Here is a 19,681-nt window from a genome sequence, read left to right as displayed (position 1 = left end):
ATCTGGTCGTAGGCCGTGAACGTCGCCCCGCCCGTCTCCGCCAAAACCTTCGTGATCGCCGCCGTCAACGACGTCTTGCCGTGGTCGACGTGACCGATCGTGCCAATGTTGCAGTGCGGCTTGGTGCGGGAGAACTTTTCCTTGCCCATGATTCCCATTCCTGCGGCGGGGACCACGCTGTTCCCCGGATCCTGGTCGGCCGCCCCGAACGTGAAGAGGGGCGAAAAACGCGGTCCGCTTAGAGGCTCGGCCGCCCGCGATCAAGGTCCGGCGCGCACGAGGCCCCCGGTGCGACGCCGTCTGTCAAGCGCCGAGCCGCCACATTGGACGACGCGGATACTGATGCTCACCACTTCCGGTGGACACTTTCGAGACACAGTGTGGCTTGCAGGGCATAGCGGACCTGAAGCGGCCGAGCTTAAGTGGCGACAACCACTGGTCACCCGGGTCCCGCAAACATGATGAAGAAGTTCCTCCTCGCCACCGCCGCCACGGCGCTGGTCTCGACGGCCGCCGTCGCTGCCGACCTGCCGCGTCGCGCCGCGCCGCCGCCGGTCTTCACTCCGGTTCCGGTCTTCACCTGGACGGGCTTCTACGCGGGTCTCGAGTCGGCCTACACCTTCACCGACAACCAGCGGATCACCACGATCGGCGTCCTGCCGGGCAATGCGAATAACGTGCAGGCCGGACGCCGCCCGTTCCTGACCTCGACCTCGCAGGACGGCATCGCCAACATCGGCGGCACCGCCGGCTACAACTATCAGTTCACGCCCGGCTCCGGCATCGTGGTCGGTATCGCCAACAGCATCGACTGGACCGACATCACCAAGAACCGAGTGGTTGTCGGCGCGCCGAACGCCGGCGGCACGATCCCCAACATCAGCCAGTTCCGCCAGAGCCTCGACTGGCTCGGCACCCTCACGGGCCGCGTCGGCTACGCGTTCGACCGGGTCCTGGTCTACGGCATGGGCGGTCTCGCCTACGGCAACGTGTTCCACGATGCCAACTTCTACCGGCCCGATGGCGCCCTGCAGTTCGCCGGCCGCTACGACGACTTCAAGACCGGCTTCGCCTATGGCGGCGGCATCGAGTTCGCGATCCCGACCGACAGCTTCCTGAACAACTTCGCGGTCGGCAAGTATCTCGGCATCAAGTATGACGCCGTGACCATCAAGGCCGAGTACCTGCACTACGACCTCGGTAGCCAGAGCGTCCTCGTCTCGGCCATACCGGGCCCCGGCAACAACGGCGCCTACATCTCGCGCTTCCGGACCGAGGGCAGCATCGTCCGCGCCGGCTTCAACTACAAGTTCGGCGGCTTCTAGGACCGAGCCGACAGGCGCAGCCCGGGAGCGAACCGCTCGGGCTGACATTCGCGGGCGCGTGCCGGGATCGGCGCGCGCCCGTCTTGTTTTCGGGCTGTCGCGCGGCGAGCCGCCCGGCGCGAGACGGCCTAGCAGGCGCGCAGATGCGCGATCAGCCGGGCCGCCGCTTCGTCCGGCGTGCCGGTGTTGAAGATGGTCAGGTCGGCCCGGACCCGGGCCTCGCGGGCCAGGCGCGCGGCGAGGTCGCCGTCCTCCGGCCGATTGCGGGCCGCGATGCGGCTGGCCAGGATCTCGGGGGGCGCCGTAACCTCGACCACGCTGACCGGAACGGTGCCGCCCCGGGCCTCCTCGACGATGCGGCGTGAGACGTTGCAGACCACGACATGCCCGCCCGCGGCGAGATCGGCGGCCTGCGCGGGAATCGCGTAACCGAGGCCGTGGGCGCGCCAATGCAGGGTGAAGGCGCCGGACGCGCAGCCGGTCTCGAAGGCGGCCCCGTCGATCTCGTCGTTGTCCTCGTCGCCGGAGGGCGGCCGGGTCACGAGGCGGCGGGGGAAGACGTAACGCGGGTCGCCCGCCAGCTCCGCCCGGGCCAGCCGGATCAGCGTATCCTTGCCGGCGCCGCTCGGGCCGACCACCAGGACCAGGCAGCCCGCCATCAGGCGACCCGCAGGCCGGCGCGCCAGACCTCCCGGACCACCGGCACCCCTTCCGCGCGCTGGACCCGGACCAGGTCGGCCCGCAGGCCCGCCTGCAGGGCGCCGCGGTCGGTCAGGCCGGTGGCGCGGGCGGGATTGGCCGTGACGGTGGCCAGCGCCTGCGGCAGCGAGATCGCGGGCGCCTGCTCGGGCAGCAGGAAGGCCGCCATCAGCAGGCTCGCCGGCACGTAATCCGACGACAGGATGTCGAGATGGCCGGCCTCGGCCAGCGCCAGGGCGGCGACGTTGCCGGAATGCGAGCCGCCGCGGATCAGGTTCGGCGCGCCCATCATCACGGTGATCCCGCGCCCGTGGGCGGCCTCGGCGGCCTCCAGGGTGGTCGGGAACTCGGCCAGCGCCACGCCCTCGCCGGCGGCGAGCTCGACATCGGCCAGGGTCGTGTCGTCGTGGCTCGCCAGGGGGATGCCCATCTCCTGGGCGAACTGGACCAGAGCCGGACGGTTGCGGCCGTTCAGCGCCTGCCCCTCCCGGATCTTGCGCTCGGTGTTGACCCGGATCTCCTCCAGGGTGCGGCCGCCCCGCGTGGCGTAGGTGTAGTACTTCTCCATATCCCGGAACTGGCGCTGGCCCGGGGTGTGGTCCATCAGCGAGATCAGGCCGATCGGGTAGCGCGCGTTGAAATCCGCCACCGTGTCGAGCACGTCCGCGGACGGCAGCTCGCAGCGCAGATGCGTGTAGTGCTCGGCCCGGAACAGGTTGCCGGCGCGCGCGGTCTCGATCGCCGCGGCGAGCTGCTTCAGTTCGGAGCCGAGGCCGCTTCCGTCGGGGTCGCTGCCGGCGCGCAGGGAATCGAACACCGTGGTGATGCCCGAGGCGGTGATCTGCGCGTCGTAGGCGAGCACCGCGCCGAGGGGATGCCAGCGGACCTTGGGCCGGGGCGCGAAATGGCTCTCGAGGTGATCGGTGTGCAGCTCGATCAGCCCGGGGATCAGGTGGTCGCCGCCGAGGTCGAGGCCGCGCTCGGGCGCGCGCCCGGTGCCGATCTCCGCGATGAGGCCGTCGGTCACGGCGAGCCAGCCGTGCTCGACCCGGTCCGGCAGGACCAGGATCGCGTTCTCGAGGATCAGGTCGCTCATCGGAACTCCTCTACAGCCTCGTCCCGCACGGTGACATCCAGCGTTCGGAAAAAGACGAAGTAAATCAAAAGTCTAGCGCGTCGTGCCGGCTCCGATTCCCGCCACGCCGCGCTAGGCCGCCCGGGCTTGCGCGAAGCGCGTCACGTCGACGATTCGCGTCGCCACAGCATCGCGCATCTCGCTGTCGTGAAAGATGCCGAGTACGCCGGCCCCGGCGGCCAGCTTCTCGCGCACGAGCGCGGCCACCACGGCGCGGTTGCTGGCGTCGAGGGAGGCGGTGGGCTCGTCGAGCAGGAGCAGCGGCCGGTCGGCGATCAGCCCCCGGGCGATGTTCACCCGCTGCTGCTCGCCGCCGGAGAAGGTGGCGGGCGGGAGGCTCCAGAGCCGCTCGGGCAGGTTGAGCCGGGCCAGCAGATCCTTCGCCCGCGCGCGCGCCGCGTCCTCGGACAGGCCGCCCTCGCGGCCGGCGGCCTCGACCACGTCGAGGGTCGAGACCCGGGGGATCACCCGCAGGAACTGCGACACGTAGGCGATGACCCGCGCCCGCAGGGCCAGCATCCGGCGCGGATCGGCCCGCACCACGTCCACCACGGCGTCCCCGTCGCGGACCAGGATCGCGCCGGCATCGCAGCGGTAATTGCCGTAGGCCATCTTCAGGAGCGAGGACTTGCCCGCCCCGGAGGGGCCACCGAGCACCACGCACTCGCCCGGCGCCACCGAGAGGCTCACCCCGCCCACCACCGGAAGAACGACGCCGCCGCGCAGGTGCAGGGTGAAGCTCTTGGCGACGTCCTGGAAGGTCAGAAGCGCGGTCATGCGGCGAGCACCGAGGAGACGAGGAGCTGGGTGTAGGCGTGCTCGGGATCGTCGAGCACGCGGTCGGTCAGGCCGGTCTCGATCACCCGGCCGGCACGCATGACGATGATCCGGTGCGAGAGCAGCCGCGCCACCGCGAGGTCGTGGGTGACGATGATCACCGCCAGGCCGAGCTCGGCCGAGAGCCGCCGGATCAGGTCGAGCAGCCGGGCCTGGACCGAGACGTCGAGCCCCGAGGTCGGCTCGTCCATCAGCACCAGCCTCGGGCCGGTGACGAGGTTGCGGGCGATCTGCAGGCGCTGGCGCATGCCGCCGGAGAAGCGCGTGGGCGGATCGTCGATCCGGTCGGCGGCGATCTCGACCCGGCCGAGCCAGTCGAGCGCCTGCCCGCGGATGCGGCCGTAATGGCGCTCGCCGACCCCCATCAGGCGCTCGCCGACATTGCCGCCGGCCGAGACCGTCATGCGCAGGCCCTGGGCCGCGTCCTGGCGCACGAAGCCCCAGTCGGTGCGCATCAGCGCCCGGCGCTCGGCCTCGCTCAGGCCGGCGAGGTCGCGCAGCACGCCGTCGCGCATCCGGTAGGAGACCGTCCCGGCATCCGGCGCCAGCTCGGTGGCGACGAGGGAGAGCAGCGTCGACTTGCCCGAGCCGGATTCACCCACGATCGCCAGCACCTCGCCGGGATCGAGGTCGAACGACACGTCGGCGCAGCCGAGGCGCGCGCCGTAGCGCTTGGTCAGGCCGCGAACCTGCAGCAGGGGCTCGCTCATCGGGTCACCTCTGCGGCGTCGGGCACGAAGGGCGGATCAAGGCGGAAGCTGTAGCCGTAGCGCTCGAAGCCGAGGCTCTCGTAGAAGGCGTGCGCCGGCTTGGCGTCGACATTCGAGGACAGGGCGAGCTTGTAGCAGCCCCGGGCCTGGGCGATGCGGAACGCCTCGCGCATCATCGCCCGGCCGAGGCCGCCGCCGCGATGCCCGGACGCGACCACCACACTCTCGACGAGGGCCGACGGCATGCCCCAATGGGCGATGTTGTCGAGGATGATGAGGCAGAAGGTGCCGACGATCCCGCCGTCGACCTCCGCCACGTAGACCCCGTAATCGGGATAGGCCGTGACGATCCGGTCGAGGAGCGTCTCGGCCTGATCGATTGTCGCCACCCGGCCGGCGTTCAGCTCGGCGTAGAGGGCGAGGACAGCCGGGAGGTCGGGCTTTCCGGCCCGGCGGACCGTGAGGCCGGTCATACCGCGTCTCCCGTGCCGACATGGCCGTCCGCGCGGCGCCCCTCGCAATGGTCGGTGTCCGAGCAGACGAACATCCGCCGGCCGGCATCGTCGAGGAGCATCTCGTCCAGATAGACGCCCTCGGCGCCGCACAGGGCACAGGGCTGGTCGAATTGCTGTACCCGGAACGGATGGTCCTCGAAGTCGAGGCTGCGCACCGAGGTGTAGGGCGGCACCGCGTAGATGCGCCGCTCGCGCCCCGCCCCGAACAGCTGCAGGGCCGGGCAATCATCCATCTTCGGGTTGTCGAATTTCGGCGTCGGCGACGGGTCCATCACGTAGCGGCCGGCGACCTCCACCGGGTAGGCGTAGGTGGTGGCGATGTGGCCGTGGCGGCTGATATCCTCGTAGAGCTTCACGTGCATGGCGCCGTACTCGCGCAGGGCGTGGAGCTGGCGGGTCTCGGTCTCGCGCGGCTCGAGGAAGCGCAGGGGCTCGGGGATCGGCACCTGGTAGACCAGCACCTGGCCCTCACGCAGGGGCGTCTCCGGGATGCGGTGGCGGGTCTGGATGATCGTCGCCTCGGTGGTCCGGGTGGTGGTGGCGACCCCGGAGGTGCGGGCGAAGAAGCGCCGGATCGAGACCGCGTTGGTGGTGTCGTCGGCGCCCTGGTCGATCACCTTGAGCACGTCCGCGCGCCCCAGGACCGCCGCGGTGACCTGCACGCCGCCGGTGCCCCAGCCGTAGGGCATCGGCATCTCCCGGGAGGCGAACGGCACCTGGTAGCCCGGCACCGCGATGGCCTTGAGGATGGCCCGGCGGATCATCCGCTTGGTGCCCTCGTCGAGGTAGGCGAAATTGTAGCCGGCTTCGGATCGGCTCGGCTCGATCATCGCTGTCGCGCTCACTCGGCCGCCTCCTGCACGCTGTCTGAATCTCGAAAAAACTCCGCGCGCAGGCGCCGGACCAGCTCCAGCTCCGCCTGGAAGTCGACGTAGTGGGGCAGCTTCAGGTGCTCGACGAAGCCGGTGGCCTGGAGGCTGTCGCAATGGGCGAGCACGAATTCCTGGTCCTGGGCCGGGCTCGTCACGGGCTCGCCGAGCTCCGCCGCCCGCAGTGCCCGGTCGACCAGGGCCATGGCCATCGCCTTGCGCTCGCTCTGCCCGAAGGTGAGCCCGTAGCCGCGGGTGAATTGGGGCGGCGTCGTCCCGGAGCCCGTGAACTGGTTGACCATCTGGCACTCGGTGAGTCGGATCCGGCCGAGCGGCACCGGGAAGCCCAGCTCCTCCGGCACGAACTCCACCGCCACGTCGCCGACCCGGACCTCGCCCACGAACGGGTGGGTGCGGCCGTAGCCGCGCTGGGTCGAGTAGCCGAGGCCGAGGACGAAGCCCTCGTCGCCCCGGGCCAGGGCCTGGAGGCGCAGGGCCCGGTCGGCCGGGTAATCCACCGGCTCCCGGGTGAGGTCGCCTACGGGGGCGCCGTCATCCGGAGGCGAAGGCTCGATCAGGCCGTCCTGGGCGAGCAAATCGGTGACCCGCGGGCAGGTGCCGGCATCGTCGCGCGGCTCGGCCTCGGCGGCGGGCTCGACCGTGCCCGCGGCGGCGAGCGCGAAGTCGATCAGCCGGTGGGTGTAGTCGAAGGTCGGCCCGAGCACCTGGCCGCCGGGCAGGTCCTTGAAGGTCGCCGAGACCCGCCGCGCCACCGCCATGGCGCCGGTATCGACCGGCTTCGAGGCGCCGAACCGCGGCAGCGTCGTCCGGAAGGCGCGGACCAGGAAGACCGCCTCGACCACGTCACCGCGGGCCTGCTTGAGGGCCAGCGCGGCGAGGTCGGGATCGTAGAGCGAGCCCTCGGCCATCACCCGGTCGACCAGCAGTGTCATCTGCTCGCGGATCTGCGCGACGGTGAGTTCCGGCACGGCCGGGTCGCCCCGGCGGGTCTCGGCGAGCAGCCGGTGGGCGTTGTCGATGGCGGCCTCGCCGCCCTTCACAGCCACATACATCGGTCAGCTCTCCGTGACGGCGGTGGAGCGCGGGAGGCCGGCGACGCGGCCGGGGGCGGTGAGGATCAGGTCGATTCCCAGGGGGAACCCGGCGCGGTTCTCGGCCAGCTGCCCGACGAACCGCTCCGGCAGGGGCGCGAGCGCGATCCGCGTCGTACCGTCGATCCCGGGACCGGTGAGACGCAGCCCCTCCCCGGCCGTGATCGTGTCCAGAGCCAGCACCAGGGTGGTCGAGGTGTCGGGATAGGCCGGCGTGCCCGGCGCGAAGCGGACGAACGGCGGGCATCGGGCCGGATCGCGGATCAGCGCGAAGGCCGCCCGGGCCGGGTCGTCGGTGAGCGGCGCCCCGGTGTGGAAGCGCAGATAGGCGGCGACCTCGGGCGCGGCCGCGAGGCCGGCATCGAGCCAGACCGGCGTGTCGGCATCGGTGAGCGCCAGCGCGATGGCGGCGAGTTCCGGGGTCAGCGGCGCCGGGGGTTCCAGCCCGGCCTCGAGGCGCCGGGGCAGGCCCGGGCGGGCGAGCGCGTCCATCACGGCGCGGAACGTCCCCTGCGCGTCGTGGACCGGATCGGCGAAGCCGGGTGCGAGCATGCTCAATCCTCCCCGCGGGCCAGCGTCAGGAAATCGACGCGGGTGGCGGCGGTGCGACGGGCCGCCCGATGGCGGGCGGCCTCGGCCTTCTCGGCAGCGGACCGGAGCGCGTCCTCGACCCGGGCGCGGCGGGACGGATCCTGCCAGAGCGCGTCGAGGGTGGCGGCGAGCCGCGCCTTCATGCGGTCGCGGCCGAGATGGTAGGCGAAGCCGGTGGCCCCGTCGGGGAGCCGGATCGCCGCCCGGGTCACGCTGACCTCGCCGAGATTGAACGGCCGCCCGTCGCCGCCGATTCGGCCCGTGGCCATCACCAGCCCGGTCTCGGGCGGGCGCAGATCCTCGATGGGCGGGGCTGCGAGGGTCTGCAAGGCGGCGTCGAGGTCGTCCCGGCTCGCATCGGCGCAGAGCGCCATCACGGCCCGGCGGGCCGCACTCTCATCCCGGCCTTGGTGAAGCGGGCTCGTCGCCATCGCGAATCCCTCTGTCGAGCTGTTGTCTAGTCGTGTAGACAACTAGCGTGCCGGGCGCAAATGAAGTTTGGATGACAGGATGGATGCACAGGAGCAGGCGCCCGGCCTCGTCCGGGGAGAGGGGCTGACGGCGTGGCGGCAGATCGCCGACGCGCTGACCGCCGATATCGCGGCCGGGCGTTACGCGCCGGGCCAGCAGATGCCGACCGAGGCGGCGCTCGCTGCGCGCTTCGCGGTCAACCGGCACACGGTGCGGCGGGCGCTCGCCGCCCTGGCCGAGGGCGGCCTCGTGCGCGCCAGCCAGGGGCGCGGCACCTTCGTGGAGGAGGCGCCGCTCGCCTACCCGATCGGCCCGCGCACCCGCTTCTCCGAGATCGTCACCGGGGCCGGGCGCGAGGCCTGGGGCGACCTGCTCGCCTCGGCCACCGTCCCGGCCGGCCCCAAACAGGCGGCGGCGCTGGCGATCGAGCCGGGCGCGCCGATCCTCGAATTGCTGACGATCCACCGGGCGGACGATGCCCCGATCTCGACCGCGCAGACCTGGCTGCCCCTGCCGCGCTTTTCCGGCTTCGCCGCGGCTTACGCCGAGCGCGGCTCGATCACCCGCGCCTTCGCGGCCTGCGGGGTCCACGATTACACCCGGCTCTCGACGCGGATCCGCGCCCGCCCGGCCGATGCCCAGGAGGCGGAGCGCCTCGACATCGCCCCCGGGCGGGTGGTCATGGTGGTGTCGAGCGTCAACATCGACTCCGCGGGCGTGCCGATCCAGGCGAACCGCACGCTGTTCGCCGCAGACCGGGTCGAACTGGTGATCGGCGGCTGAAATCGCTCAGCGCGCCGCCGGCCCGATGATCGCCCGGCGCAGGCGGGTCGAGACCCAGTCGATCGCCGCCACGGTGGCGAGGATCATCAGCACCAGGAACGCGACCTGCTGCAGCTCCAGGACGCGGATCAGCTCGGTGAGGTACTGGCCGATGCCGCCCGCCCCGACGATGCCGATGATCGTGGCCGAGCGGGTGTTCGATTCGAAGAAATACAGCACCTGGCTCGCCAGCACCGGCAGCACCCCGGGGATCAGCCCGAAGCGGATGCGGTGCAGGGCCGAGCCGCCCGAGGCGACGACGCCCTCGCCCGGTCGCCGGTCGCAGGTCTCGATCGCCTCGGAGAACAGCTTGCCGAACGCGCCGAAATCCGAGCACGCGATGGCGAGCATCCCCGCGAAGGGGCCGAGGCCAACGACGTTGATCCAGATCAGCGCCCAGATCAGCACGTCGACCGAGCGCATCACGTCGAGGCCCCGGCGCACGGCGAAATGCGCGAACGGGTTGGGCACGACGTTGCGGGCGGCGAGCAGCGCCACCGGGAAGGCCAGGATCGCCGCCGTCAGGGTGCCCAGGAAGGCGATGCCCAGCGTCTCGCCCAGGGCGTGCACAAAGGTGCCGAGATGCCCCTCCGGCGATGGCGGCAGCATCAGCAGCGCGAAGGAGCCGAGGCGCCCGAGCCCGTAGAGGAGGCGCGCGGGCGACATCTCGAACTGCCAGGCGCCGAAGCCGGCCAGCCCGATCAGGCCGCCGAGAAGCAGCGCGGCGCGCAGGCGCGCGGGCCAATCCGTCCGGAACTGCGCCGGGTAGCGGGCGCGCAGGCGCGCGAGCTCGGCCCGAGCCTCGGCCCGCAGGGTTTCGGAGCGGGCCTTGCTCATCGGGCCTCCTCGGTGCCGGTCAGCCGGTGGCGGACCTGCTCGGTGGCGAGGTCGATGCCGATGACGGTGAGGATGATCAGGCCGAGGATCGCGCTGACATCCGCGTAGTAGAAGTTGCGGATCGCGGCCAGAAACTCCTGCCCGATGCCGCCGGCGCCGACGAAGCCCAGCACCGCCGCCCCGCGAACGTTGATCTCGAAGCGCAGCAGCGCGTAGGAGGCGAAGTTCGACAGGACCTGCGGCAGCACGGCGAAGCGCACGGTCTCGATCCAGCTGGCCCCCGAGGCCGACAGGCCCTCGACCGGGCGCATGTCGATATTCTCGACCACCTCGGAGAACAGCTTGCCGAGCGCGCCCGTGGTGTGGACCGCCAGGGCCAGCACGCCGACCATCGGGCCGAGCCCGAAGGCGATGACGAACAGCAGCGCGAACACCACGTCGGGAATCGTGCGGCACACCTCCAGGAAGCGTTTGGCGACGAAACGCACCGTGGGCGACCGTACCAGGTTGGCGGCGGCCACGAAGCTGAGGGCGAAGCCCGCGAGTCCGCCGAGCAAGGTGCCGAGATAGGCCATCAGCACGGTCTCGCCGAGCAGGGCGAGCCATTTGGGCAGGCCCCAGTACCAGGCGCGCACATCCTCGAGCGGATGCTCGAGACCGACCGGCGGCCAGATCTGCGCGAGATAGGCGGTGAACTTGCCGATATTCTCGGCGAAGACCAGCGGCCGCACTTCGGCGGCGAGGGCCGCGAGCAGCGCCAGCACCGCCACGACGGCGAAGCTCGCGAGCGTGCGGCGGCGGGCGGCGCCGCTCGCCGCCGCGTACAGGCCGGAGAGGGCGGCTTCCCGCTCCGGCGGCAGGGGTGTCAGGCCGCGCAAGGCGGGGGTCCGATCAGGCTTGCGATCAGGACTTCTTGCGCTGCTCGTCGTTGAACTTCAGCATGTCGATGATCGGCTGGTAATCCTTGAGCGTCACCGGGGTGAGGCTGAGATCCTTGCCGTCGGACAGCTTGTCGAACGCCGCCTTGTCGGCGGTCGGCATGTCGAGGAAGGCCTGGCGGATCTTGGCCTTCAGGTCATCCGGCAGGCTCGCCAGCACGGCATAGGGGCCCTCCGGCAGGAAGTCGGACTTGAACACCACCCGTAAATCCGACTTCTGCATCGGCGTGCCGTCGGGCTTCTTCAGCATGCCCTTCGTGATCATGCGGGTCACGATCGAGTCGGTCTCGGAGTTCCACAGGTTCGCGGCGGCGTCGACGGTGCCCTGGGTCAGGGCCAGGACGGCATTCTCGTGGCTGCCGGCAAACACCGCCTTGGCGAAATGCTTGTCCACGTCGAAGCCGGCCCGCTTCAGGAAGAAGCGCGGCGCTTGGTTGCCGGAGGTGGAGTTCGGATCGACCAGGGCGAGGTTCTTGCCCTTGAGGTCTTCGATCGTCTTGTACGGGCTAGAGGCCAGCGTGTAGATCACCGAGTAATAGCCCGACGCGCCGGTCTCGTGCTGCGGGTTCACCATCGGATCGACCTTCACGCCGGTCATCACGGCCCGGGCGAAGGAAGCCGGCCCGTAAAACGCGATGTGGATGTTGCCGGCCCGCTGGCCCTCGATCACGGCGGCGTAGTCGCTGGCGACCCGCAGCTTCACCGGCATGCCGACCGCCTTGCTCAGGTAGTTCGCCAGAGGGGCGTAGCGGTCGTTGGTGCCGCTGGCATTCTCCATCGGGATGACCGCCAGGGTCAGTTCGGGATACTTGGCCTTCCAGTCCTGGGCGGCGGCCGGCAGGCCGAGGAGGGCGAGCGCCGCGGCCGCGGCGGCGAGGGTGCGTCGGGTGATCATCGTGTGGTCCTCGGGTGATGGATCGGCCGGCCGCCGGGCGGCGGCATGCCGGTGGTGAGGCGGTGGCGCCCGCAACGCGGCGCGAACCGGGTGAAAGCCGGGATCAGGAGCGTTTGCGCTGCTCGTCGTTGGCCTTCAGCATGTCCATGACCGGCTGGTAGTCCTTGAGCGTCACCGGGGTGACGCCGAGATCCTTGCCGTCGGAGAGCCGGTTGAACGCCGCCGTGTCGGCCTTGGGCAGATCGACGAAGGCCTGGCGGATCCTGGCCTTCAGGTCGTCGGGCAGGGTGGCCAGCACGGCGTAAGCGTCCCCGGGCAGGGCGCCGGACTTGAACACGATGCGGAAGTCCGACTTCTGCATCGGCTTGCCGGCGGCGTCCTTGACGACGCCCTTGGTGAGCATGCGCGTGAGATTGCTGTCCGTCTCGGAGTTCCAGAAGTTCGCCGCCGCATCCACGGTGCCCTGGGTCAGGGCCAGCACGGCGTTCTCGTGGCTCCCGGCATAGACGGCCTTGCCGAAATGCGTGTCGACGTCGTAGCCAGCCTGCTTCAGGAAGAAGCGCGGCGCCTGGTTGCCGGAGGTGGAGTTCGGATCGACCAGGGCGAGCTTCTTGCCCTTGAGGTCCTCGACCGTCTTGTACGGGCTGGAGGCCAGGGCGTAGATCACCGAGTAATAGCCCGCGGTTCCGGTCTCGTGCACCGGGCTCACCATCGGCTCGAGCTTCACCCCGGTCATCGCGGCACGGGCGAGCGAGGCCGCCCCGTAGAACGCGATCTGGATGTTGCCGGCGCGCTGGCCCTCGATCACCGCGGCGTAGTCGCTGGCGACCCGCAGCTTCACCGGCACGCCGAGCGCCTTGGTCAGGTAAGCGGTCAGAGGCGCGTAACGGTCGGCCGTGCCGCTGGCGTTCTCCGCGGGGATCACCCCCAGGCTCAGCTCGGGATACTTGGCCTTCCAGTCCTGGGCGGCGGCCGGCAGGCCGAGCAGCGCGAGCGCTGCCGCGGCGGCGAGGGTGCGTCGGGTGATCATCGTGTGAGTCTCAGATCCGTATCAGGCGCTGGATCGGCCGACCGCAATCGGCACACCAAGCCAGGCGCTTCCCCGCCCCGTCGTTTTTAGCGTTTTGGTCCCGACGCCGCCGGCTCAGGCGCCGATGGCGGCCTCGCGGATGGGCTGGACCGGCACGGGGCCCGGGAGCCCCGGCATGGCCGCCCGCTGCTCCGCCTCGCGCACGGCGGAATCGTCCAGCACCTCGCCGGCCTCCAGGCCGTAGAGGCGGCGCGCCACATCCTCGGTCAGGTCGAACGGGCCGCCATCGAACACCACCCGGCCGGCGGCGAGCCCGACGAGGCGGTCGCAATAGGCGCGGGCGAGGTCGAGGGAGTGCAGGTTGCACAGGACCGTGATGCCGTAGCGCCGGTTCACCGCGGCCAGCGCATCCATCACCAGGCGGGTGTTGCGCGGATCCAGGGACGCCACCGGCTCGTCGGCCAGCAGGATCTCCGGCTCCTGCACGAGGGCCCGGGCGATGGCGACGCGCTGCTGCTGCCCGCCCGACAGGCCGTCGGCCCGCTGGCCGGCGAACTCGCCCATGTCGAAGCTCTCGAGGGCGGCGAGCGCCATGGCCCGGTCCTCGTCGGACCACATCCGGAGCAGGGACCGATGGGTCGGCACATGGCTGAGCCGGCCCATCAGGACGTTGTTCATCACGTCCAGCCGGCCGACCAGATTGAATTGCTGGAAGATCATGGCGCAGCGGGTGCGCCATTCCCGCAGGGCCCGGCCCGTCAGGCCGGTGACGTCGCGGCCGTCATAGAGGATGCGGCCCGAACTCGGGTCGGCAAGCCGGTTGATCAGGCGCAGAAGTGTCGATTTGCCAGCTCCAGACCGGCCGATCACGCCGACGAAGGTCCCGCGTTCGATCTGCAACGAGACACCGTCCACGGCCCGGCGGCCGCCGTACTGACGCGTGAGATCCTCGACGACGAGCATTCATGTCCATCCGCTGCGGAATGCGCGCAGCTAAACGCCTCTTCGACGACGATTGGATGACGAATACCATCCGATTTACTTAGTCGGCACACCAAAGCGGCGGCCGCGCAGAGCGCTGTGCTCTATGTCCCGGACCAACTTGTGTACCGCTCCAGGAAATCCTCGATGGGAAGCGCACGAAAATCCGGCAGCGCCCGGCGCAGGCGCTCGTGGTCCCAGTCCCACCAGGCGAGGCGTTCCAGGCGCTCGGCGATCGCCTCGGGAAAGCGGCGGCGCACCGGCCGGGCCGGGTTGCCGACGACGATCGTGTAGGCCGGCACGTCGCGGGTCACGATCGCCCCCGCGCCGATTACGGCGCCGGTGCCGATGGTGCGGCCGGGCAGCACGACGACCCCGTGGCCGATCCAGACATCGTGGCCGATGGTCACCGGGTTGGACCGGCGGCGCTCGAAGAAGGATTCCTCGTCCACCTCCTCCGGCCAGTAGGCATGGGCCCGATAGGTGAAATGCGCCTGGCTCGCGCGCTCCATCGGGTGGTTGCCCGGGTTGATCCGGACGTGGGACGCGATCGAGCAGAACTTGCCGATGGTGGTGTAGATCACCTCGCCGTCCTGGCTGATATAGGAATAATCGTCGAGGACGGTCTCGGTCAGGCGCGTGCGGGCGCCGACCTCGGTGTAGCGGCCGAGATGGCACTCGGTGACCCGGGCGCTCGGGTCGATCGCGGGCGTGAGGCCCAGATAATGCTCAGCCATGGGCGCCCCCGAAGGGCAGGCGCGCTAGGAGCCGGAACGGCTCGGACCCGTCCTGGGACAGGAGGCACACGGCGTCGATCACCACGGGTTCCGGGCCGGAGGCGGCGTAGGCGTCGGTCAGCCGGCGCAGCCAGGCGGCGCGGTCGGGCTCCGGCAGGGCATCGGTCAGCGTCATGTGGAACCGGAAGGCTTCGAAGACATACGGGTAGCCCCAGCGGGCCAGGAGCGCGCGGCCGCGCGGATCGAGGCGCTCCGGGCGGCGCTTGGCGCGCTCGGCCTCCGAGAGCGGCGCCCGCAGCGGATCGAGGGCGGCGACGCATTCGGCGGCGAGCAGGCCGAGCGCCGGCGGCGGGGCTTCGGGCACCAGGGCGAGGAACGGCCCGAGCGCCGCGACCCGCAGCGGGCCGAGCGAAACCGGCGGGTGCCCGGCCGCGAGGTCCCGGGCGGTCGCGAGAAGGTCCGCCTCCTCGGCCGCCGGGGCGAGGCGCATCGGCGCCTTGAGGGTCGCGTGGAATCCGTAGATCCGGGCCCCCGCGGTGACCGCGGCGAGGTCGCCGAGCCCGTCCGGAGGCGGGACCGGGGCGCCGGCGACGTTGTCGTAGCCAAGCACGGCATTGCCGAAGGCAGCGAGCCCCGAGCCGGGCGCGGGGAGCCAGTAGAGGGCGTAGCGACGCGTCATGTCCCGACCTCCGGCTCCCGCGCGGTCACGCCGTCGGCGCGCAGGCGCGGTCGACGCTCGCCCGGCGCGGGCGCACATCCATGGCGTTGCCGCGCCACACGATGGCGCTCTGCACCCAGGCCCCCAGCCAGATCGCCGGGATCAGGGCGTCGCGCACCAGGAAGGCCGCCCACATCCGCGGCCCGCGATGCCAGCCCGCGCGGGCCGCGAGCCGGTCTTCGGCGCCATAGCACAGCCCGGCGAGGGCCGCAGCGCCCGCGAGCCCGGTCAGGCTGCCGGCCCAGAGGGCGATCAGGAGCGCCGGCAGCAGGACGCCGCTGCCGATCTCCGGGGCGAAGAACAGCGGGAAGGTCACCCGCCGCAGCCGGGCCCAGCGCAGCTGCCGGGCCCAGACCTCGCGGAAGCCGCGGGGGCCGAGCGGCTGCTCGAACGGGCTCGCGACCAGGTGGACGCGCTTGCCCGCCGCCCGCACCAGCTTGGTGGCGGCGGCGTCCTCGGCGATCTCGGAGGCCAGCGCCTGCAGGCCGCCCTGGGCCTCCAGGAAGGGCTTGTGCCAGAGCATGCTCTTGCCCTGCGCGAAGCCCAGGCCGAACGCCTCGGCGGCGTATTGCCAGCGCGCCTGCAGCGTATTGAGGAAGGCGCATTCGACCTCGGCCATGAAGCTGCCCGGACGGGCGCCCGCCGGGGTCGAGCAGACGAGGCCGGTCTCGTCCCGCCAGGCCGCCTGGAGCCGCTGGAGGTAGTCCGGCGGCATGGCCACGTTGGAATCGGCCAGCACGACCCAGTCATGCGCGGCGGCGCGCCAGCCGCGCAGGCAATTGTTGAGCTTCGGATTGTCGCTGATGCGCTCGTCGCCGAGGATCAGCCGGGCCGGCACCTGCGGGTGGTCGGCGATCAGGCGCTGCACCCGCGGCACGATCGGATCGTCGGGATCGGCCACGCAGAAGATCAGCTCGTAGGCCGGATAGGCGAGGTGGAAGCTGCGGGCCAGCATCTCGTCGCTGAACGCCTCGATCCCGTGGAGCGGGCGGACCAGGGAGACGGGGGCGCCGGCCGGGAAGGTGGAGGCGCCGCGGACCTGGCCGATGCGCCGGCCCGCGATCGCGATGCTGGCGATCTGGACGAGGGCCAGCATCGCGCCGAGGGACAAAGCCGACACCGTGGGGTCAATCATGCGGATCCCTCGTGTACGCTCGTGATCGGCCCGGCTCGCCGGCGAGCGCGCGTCGCATCAACGACTTAGAGCCGCACCCAGTCCGGGCGCGGCTCTAGCGGCCGGACCGCGTCAGTCGTGTGACAGAGCGCCCATCAGAACCGGAGGGTGAAATTGCCCTTCACGGCCTGGTCCTGGGCGCGGGCGCCGACCTGGCCGGTATAGGCCACGCCCAGGCTGGCGTTGGGCGCCACCGCCAGGTCGAGCCCGGCGCCGGCCACCAGCGCGTCCCGGTCGATCGGGACGCCGGCGCTCAGGAAGGAAGGCCCGCTGCCGAAGCTCAGCAGAGCCGTCGGCACTACGTCCCCGAATGCCCGCCGGTAGCCCAGCTGCCCGTGCGCCGTCAGCGGAAGCCCGAAGCCCAGATCCAGGCTGGTCTGCGCCCGCACCCCCGCCGTCACCGCGCCGAGGTCGTAGTCGCGCGCGTAGCTCACCAGCGCCGCCGCGCCCCCGGTCTCCGCGAACCCGTCGCGCCGGATGCCGATATAGGCCCCGCCCACGAACGGCTCGATATACGAGGCCGCCACCGCCGGCCCGTCCTTCGAGACCAGGGCCGAGGCCGCGCCGAACGCGAACCGGTAGCCGATCTCGCCGAACCCCTGGACGGTGTGGCCGCCGCCATGGCCGGTCGGGCTGTCCGACAGGCCGTAGAGCACGCTGCGCCGGGTGCGGGTGTCGGTATCGGCGTAGAGGGCGCCCAGCCGCACCGAGACCGGGCCGAACGCGTAGCCGCCGTAGACGCCGCCGAAGCCGCTCTTGAGCGTCGCGCTCTCCGCCCGGGCACCGCCGCCCTGCCGGCCGGCGCTGTCGAGGTTGGTCTCGGTGTAGCCGCCGACCAGGCCGAACCGGACCCCGCTCGGCAGCCGGATGTCGGCGCCGAGCGCGAAGCCGGCGATCTGCCGGTCGAGGTCGAAGGCGTTGCCGCCCCCGCCCGCCGTGCCGAACGCGCCGAAGCCCTGGCCCCAGAGGCCGAACACCTGCGGGTCGAGGGTGCGCACCGGGACCTGGGCCACCGGCGGCGCCCGGCCGGGCAGGTCGGCGGTGTAGGCCGCCGGGACGGTGCCGTAATCCAGGCCCGGGGCGTCGCCCCCCCGGCGCAGGCGGTCGAGCACCGCCTCGCGCACGAAGAACGCGGTCTCGTAGGCGGCCGAGACCGTGCTGGCATGGATGTCGCCCGAGAGCGCCCGGAAGCCGTCGGCGGCCTCGTCGGTGGTGAAGGCCAGGGCGGCGTCGTAGGCCCGGCCGGCCCCGGCCGCCTGGATCGCGTTGGCGGCGGCGATGCCGTTGCGGCCGGTGGCGCCGGCGGCGAGCGGCACGTCGTTGCGGGTGAGGGTCAGGTCGACCTCGTTGGGGCGGTAGCGCAGGCCCGGGGACAGGAAGGCGAGGTTGGCGCTGACCCCGTCGAACCGGCCGGAGACGCCGCCAGCGGCGGTGAGGATCGCGTAGGTGGTGCGCGGGTTGTAGGCGCCCGAGGCCGCCTGCACCTGCACGGTGCCGCCGGCCAGCGTCGCGGCGCCGCCGGCGGCGATCCTGTCGGCCTGTCCGGCGGCGTTGGCCTCGACCCGGTAGGTCGAGCCCGGGGCGAAGGCGACCGCGCCGGCGACGGTGAGCGTGCCGATCGAGTTGCCCGGCGCCACCGCACCGCCCGACAGCGCGTTGACGCCCCCGACGCTGCCCGAGCCGCCCAGCAGGCCACCGGCATTGACCGAGACGGTGCCCGCGATGGTGCCGTTGGCGTAGAGCGCGCCGCCATTGCCGATGCCGACATCGATGCCGAGGCGGTCGGTGGCGTCCATGCGCAGGGTGCCGGTGACGTTCCCGAAATAGCCGGCGGCGGCGTAGAGGTCGATGCGGCTCCAGTAGCTCAGCGGGCTGCCGTAGAAGGCGGCCAGCGCGTTGGTCTCGGTGTTGACGACGACCTGGTTGATCGTGTCGGTCGAGAGCTGGCCGTAGAGGCCGCCCTGGGGGGCGAGGGTGCGGGCGGCCGCGGTCGATCCGCCGTAGAGCGGGGCCAGCAGGATCGAGGCGTCGGGCCCGCCCGCGGGGGCGGCCTCGCGCGGGGCCTGGGCGAAGGACAGGGTCGGCAGGCCGTAGGTCAGGCGGGCCTGGTAGGCGGCCTGGTTGGCGGCGGAGGGGATGTAGGGGTTGCCCGTGATGTTGGGCGCCCCGGCCGCGCAGGCCGCGACGGTGTTGCCGCACTGGGCGGCGAGGTAGGCCTGGATCTGGCCCTGGGCCTGGACGAACTGGTTGGGTAGGTTGAGCGCGACGCCGGTCACCGCGGCGTTGTTGATATAGGCCGGGTTGGTGAAGGCCTGGGCGAGGTCGTAGGCCGAGAGGGCCCGGCTGCCGATGACGTCGAGCGGGTAGTGGACGCCGAGGACGATGCGGCTCTCGCCGTACTCGGAGGCGCGCAGCAGCAGGCTCTGGTATTGCTGCGGCACCAGCATCGCCAGCAGGTAGCCGCTGGTGAACGCGTAGGTGGTGTGGCCGCTCGGAAAGGACGGGTTCGTGGCGATGCCGTTGAGCGCCGTCGGATCGAACGCGTTGAACCGCTTGGGCGCGACCTGGACGGGGCGCGAGGATCCGTAGACGTCCTGGCCGGGTTGGGTGTTGTTCACCCCGTAGGCGAGATCGTAGACGCTGTTGGTGGTGTTGGGCAGGCCGTTATAGGTCGGCAGCGTGTAGCCTGCCGGCGCGACCGCGGGCACCGCCACGTAATTGGCCGGGGTCACGCTCGGATTGTTGGCCGCGCCGTTGGCGAAGTAGTTCTTGGCGACGCCCAGGTTGTTGCCCGTGAACGTGTTGGCATTGACCAGCAGGTTGACCACGCTGCCGAGTGCGCCGGCGGCGCCCTGGGCGACCCCGCGCTGGTAGATCGGTCCGAGCTGCGTGCCGAGGCCGCCGACGAGCTGCTGCGGGACGATGCCGTTGATCGGCGTCTGCCTGGGCAAGCCACCGCCGATATTGGCGGCGACGCCGTAGATGCCGAGCCCGACCGAGGACAGGTTGTTGCTGGCCGAAGCGAGGAGGTTCTTGTCGCTGATCGCCAATTGCTGCCGGGCGAGCCCGGCACCGTTGTTCAGCGCCGCCGTCTGCGACAGGTTCTGGTCCAGCGTCGCCTGCCCGGTCGCCGTCGCGTTGAGCGACAGGAACGGCGACAGCAGGTTGAGGACGTTGACGTCGGAGGCCGTCGTGTTGACGGTCTGCGCCTGCACACCCGAACCGCATGCGGCGACCATCAACGCCGCGATCGAGACCCCGTAGCGAAACGTCATTCCCGGCCCC

The 19,681-nt window shown here is 71.5% G+C and carries 21 protein-coding genes; 2 read left to right on the top strand and 19 right to left on the bottom strand.

From position 1 onward, the window contains the following. A partial coding sequence (locus LGR69_RS25115; RefSeq protein ID WP_230367714.1) for a GTP-binding protein occupies nt 1-149 on the bottom strand: 149 nt, incomplete at its 3' end. A gap of 309 nt (nt 150-458) precedes the next feature. Here LGR69_RS25115 and LGR69_RS25110 point away from each other — a divergent pair. Further along, nucleotides 459-1,325, top strand: coding sequence for an outer membrane protein (locus tag LGR69_RS25110; protein ID WP_230367708.1), 867 nt, complete (start codon nt 459-461; stop codon nt 1,323-1,325). Between the two features lie 128 nt (nt 1,326-1,453). Here LGR69_RS25110 and phnN read toward each other — a convergent pair whose 3' ends face one another. The 9 genes from phnN to phnG form a co-directional block, all read right to left on the bottom strand. Continuing rightward, nucleotides 1,454-1,984: a phosphonate metabolism protein/1,5-bisphosphokinase (PRPP-forming) PhnN gene (gene phnN, locus LGR69_RS25105; RefSeq protein ID WP_230367707.1), complete on the bottom strand. Its 531-nt coding sequence runs from the start codon at nt 1,982-1,984 to the stop codon at nt 1,454-1,456. Beyond that, a complete protein-coding gene (locus tag LGR69_RS25100) occupies nt 1,984-3,120 on the bottom strand; it encodes an alpha-D-ribose 1-methylphosphonate 5-triphosphate diphosphatase (RefSeq protein WP_230367706.1) in 1,137 nt (378 codons plus the stop codon). The genes phnN and LGR69_RS25100 overlap by 1 nt, the downstream gene beginning before the upstream one ends. Nucleotides 3,121-3,231: 111 nt before the next feature. Beyond that, complete coding sequence (gene phnL, locus LGR69_RS25095; RefSeq protein WP_091865485.1) at nt 3,232-3,936, bottom strand: phosphonate C-P lyase system protein PhnL; 705 nt, start codon at nt 3,934-3,936, stop codon at nt 3,232-3,234. Next, the gene (gene phnK / locus LGR69_RS25090; RefSeq protein ID WP_091865488.1) at nt 3,933-4,706 is read right to left on the bottom strand and encodes a phosphonate C-P lyase system protein PhnK; all 774 of its coding nucleotides are present in this window, start codon (nt 4,704-4,706) and stop codon (nt 3,933-3,935) included. Before phnK ends, phnL begins: the two co-directional genes overlap by 4 nt. Next, nucleotides 4,703-5,179, bottom strand: coding sequence for a GNAT family N-acetyltransferase (locus tag LGR69_RS25085; protein WP_230367705.1), 477 nt, complete (start codon nt 5,177-5,179; stop codon nt 4,703-4,705). The genes phnK and LGR69_RS25085 overlap by 4 nt, the downstream gene beginning before the upstream one ends. Beyond that, entirely contained in the window at nt 5,176-6,051 is an 876-nt protein-coding gene (locus LGR69_RS25080; protein ID WP_039902374.1) for an alpha-D-ribose 1-methylphosphonate 5-phosphate C-P-lyase PhnJ, read from the bottom strand. Before LGR69_RS25080 ends, LGR69_RS25085 begins: the two co-directional genes overlap by 4 nt. Before the next feature lie 11 nt (nt 6,052-6,062). After that, a complete protein-coding gene (locus LGR69_RS25075) occupies nt 6,063-7,163 on the bottom strand; it encodes a carbon-phosphorus lyase complex subunit (protein WP_230367704.1) in 1,101 nt (366 codons plus the stop codon). A gap of 3 nt (nt 7,164-7,166) precedes the next feature. Beyond that, nucleotides 7,167-7,754 carry a phosphonate C-P lyase system protein PhnH gene (phnH, locus tag LGR69_RS25070; RefSeq protein WP_230367703.1) on the bottom strand — a complete coding sequence of 196 codons (588 nt, stop codon included), beginning with the start codon at nt 7,752-7,754 and terminating at the stop codon, nt 7,167-7,169. 2 nt (nt 7,755-7,756) lie between these two features. Further along, nucleotides 7,757-8,224 carry a phosphonate C-P lyase system protein PhnG gene (gene phnG / locus LGR69_RS25065; RefSeq protein WP_230367702.1) on the bottom strand — a complete coding sequence of 156 codons (468 nt, stop codon included), beginning with the start codon at nt 8,222-8,224 and terminating at the stop codon, nt 7,757-7,759. Nucleotides 8,225-8,303: 79 nt separating this feature from the next. Here phnG and phnF point away from each other — a divergent pair, with 79 nt between their 5' ends. Next, nucleotides 8,304-9,047: a phosphonate metabolism transcriptional regulator PhnF gene (gene phnF / locus LGR69_RS25060; RefSeq protein ID WP_230367701.1), complete on the top strand. Its 744-nt coding sequence runs from the start codon at nt 8,304-8,306 to the stop codon at nt 9,045-9,047. Nucleotides 9,048-9,053: 6 nt separating this feature from the next. On the opposite strand, the gene phnE (LGR69_RS25055) is transcribed toward phnF, so the two are convergent. The 9 genes from phnE (LGR69_RS25055) to LGR69_RS25015 all read right to left on the bottom strand — a co-directional run bounded on the left by phnE (LGR69_RS25055) (nt 9,054) and on the right by LGR69_RS25015 (nt 19,671). Next, nucleotides 9,054-9,923, bottom strand: a complete 870-nt coding sequence (phnE, locus tag LGR69_RS25055) for a phosphonate ABC transporter, permease protein PhnE (protein ID WP_091865502.1) — start codon at nt 9,921-9,923, stop codon at nt 9,054-9,056. Continuing rightward, nucleotides 9,920-10,801 (bottom strand): phosphonate ABC transporter, permease protein PhnE, encoded by an 882-nt coding sequence (gene phnE, locus LGR69_RS25050; protein ID WP_091865504.1) that lies wholly within the window; start codon nt 10,799-10,801, stop codon nt 9,920-9,922. The genes phnE (LGR69_RS25055) and phnE (LGR69_RS25050) overlap by 4 nt, the downstream gene beginning before the upstream one ends. Before the next feature lie 25 nt (nt 10,802-10,826). Continuing rightward, nucleotides 10,827-11,756, bottom strand: coding sequence for a phosphonate ABC transporter substrate-binding protein (gene phnD, locus LGR69_RS25045; protein ID WP_230367700.1), 930 nt, complete (start codon nt 11,754-11,756; stop codon nt 10,827-10,829). A 103-nt stretch (nt 11,757-11,859) separates the two neighbouring features. After that, entirely contained in the window at nt 11,860-12,786 is a 927-nt protein-coding gene (phnD, locus tag LGR69_RS25040; protein WP_007560213.1) for a phosphonate ABC transporter substrate-binding protein, read from the bottom strand. Between the two features lie 114 nt (nt 12,787-12,900). After that, complete coding sequence (phnC, locus tag LGR69_RS25035) at nt 12,901-13,749, bottom strand: phosphonate ABC transporter ATP-binding protein (protein ID WP_230367699.1); 849 nt, start codon at nt 13,747-13,749, stop codon at nt 12,901-12,903. Between the two features lie 122 nt (nt 13,750-13,871). Then, nucleotides 13,872-14,504, bottom strand: coding sequence for an LbetaH domain-containing protein (locus LGR69_RS25030; protein WP_230367698.1), 633 nt, complete (start codon nt 14,502-14,504; stop codon nt 13,872-13,874). Beyond that, nucleotides 14,497-15,183 (bottom strand): DUF1045 domain-containing protein, encoded by a 687-nt coding sequence (locus LGR69_RS25025; protein WP_230367697.1) that lies wholly within the window; start codon nt 15,181-15,183, stop codon nt 14,497-14,499. Before LGR69_RS25025 ends, LGR69_RS25030 begins: the two co-directional genes overlap by 8 nt. Before the next feature lie 25 nt (nt 15,184-15,208). Continuing rightward, nucleotides 15,209-16,357 (bottom strand): ceramide glucosyltransferase, encoded by a 1,149-nt coding sequence (locus LGR69_RS25020; RefSeq protein ID WP_230367696.1) that lies wholly within the window; start codon nt 16,355-16,357, stop codon nt 15,209-15,211. 134 nt (nt 16,358-16,491) lie between these two features. After that, entirely contained in the window at nt 16,492-19,671 is a 3,180-nt protein-coding gene (locus tag LGR69_RS25015) for an autotransporter family protein (protein WP_230367695.1), read from the bottom strand. Between the last annotated feature and the right edge of the window lie 10 nt (nt 19,672-19,681).

Origin of the sequence: Methylobacterium brachiatum (assembly GCF_020523825.1) — a bacterium.
Classification (GTDB): Bacteria; Pseudomonadota; Alphaproteobacteria; order Rhizobiales; family Beijerinckiaceae; genus Methylobacterium; species Methylobacterium brachiatum.
Note: the sequence above shows the minus strand (reverse complement) of the source record. Positions and strands in the feature narration are given on the sequence as shown.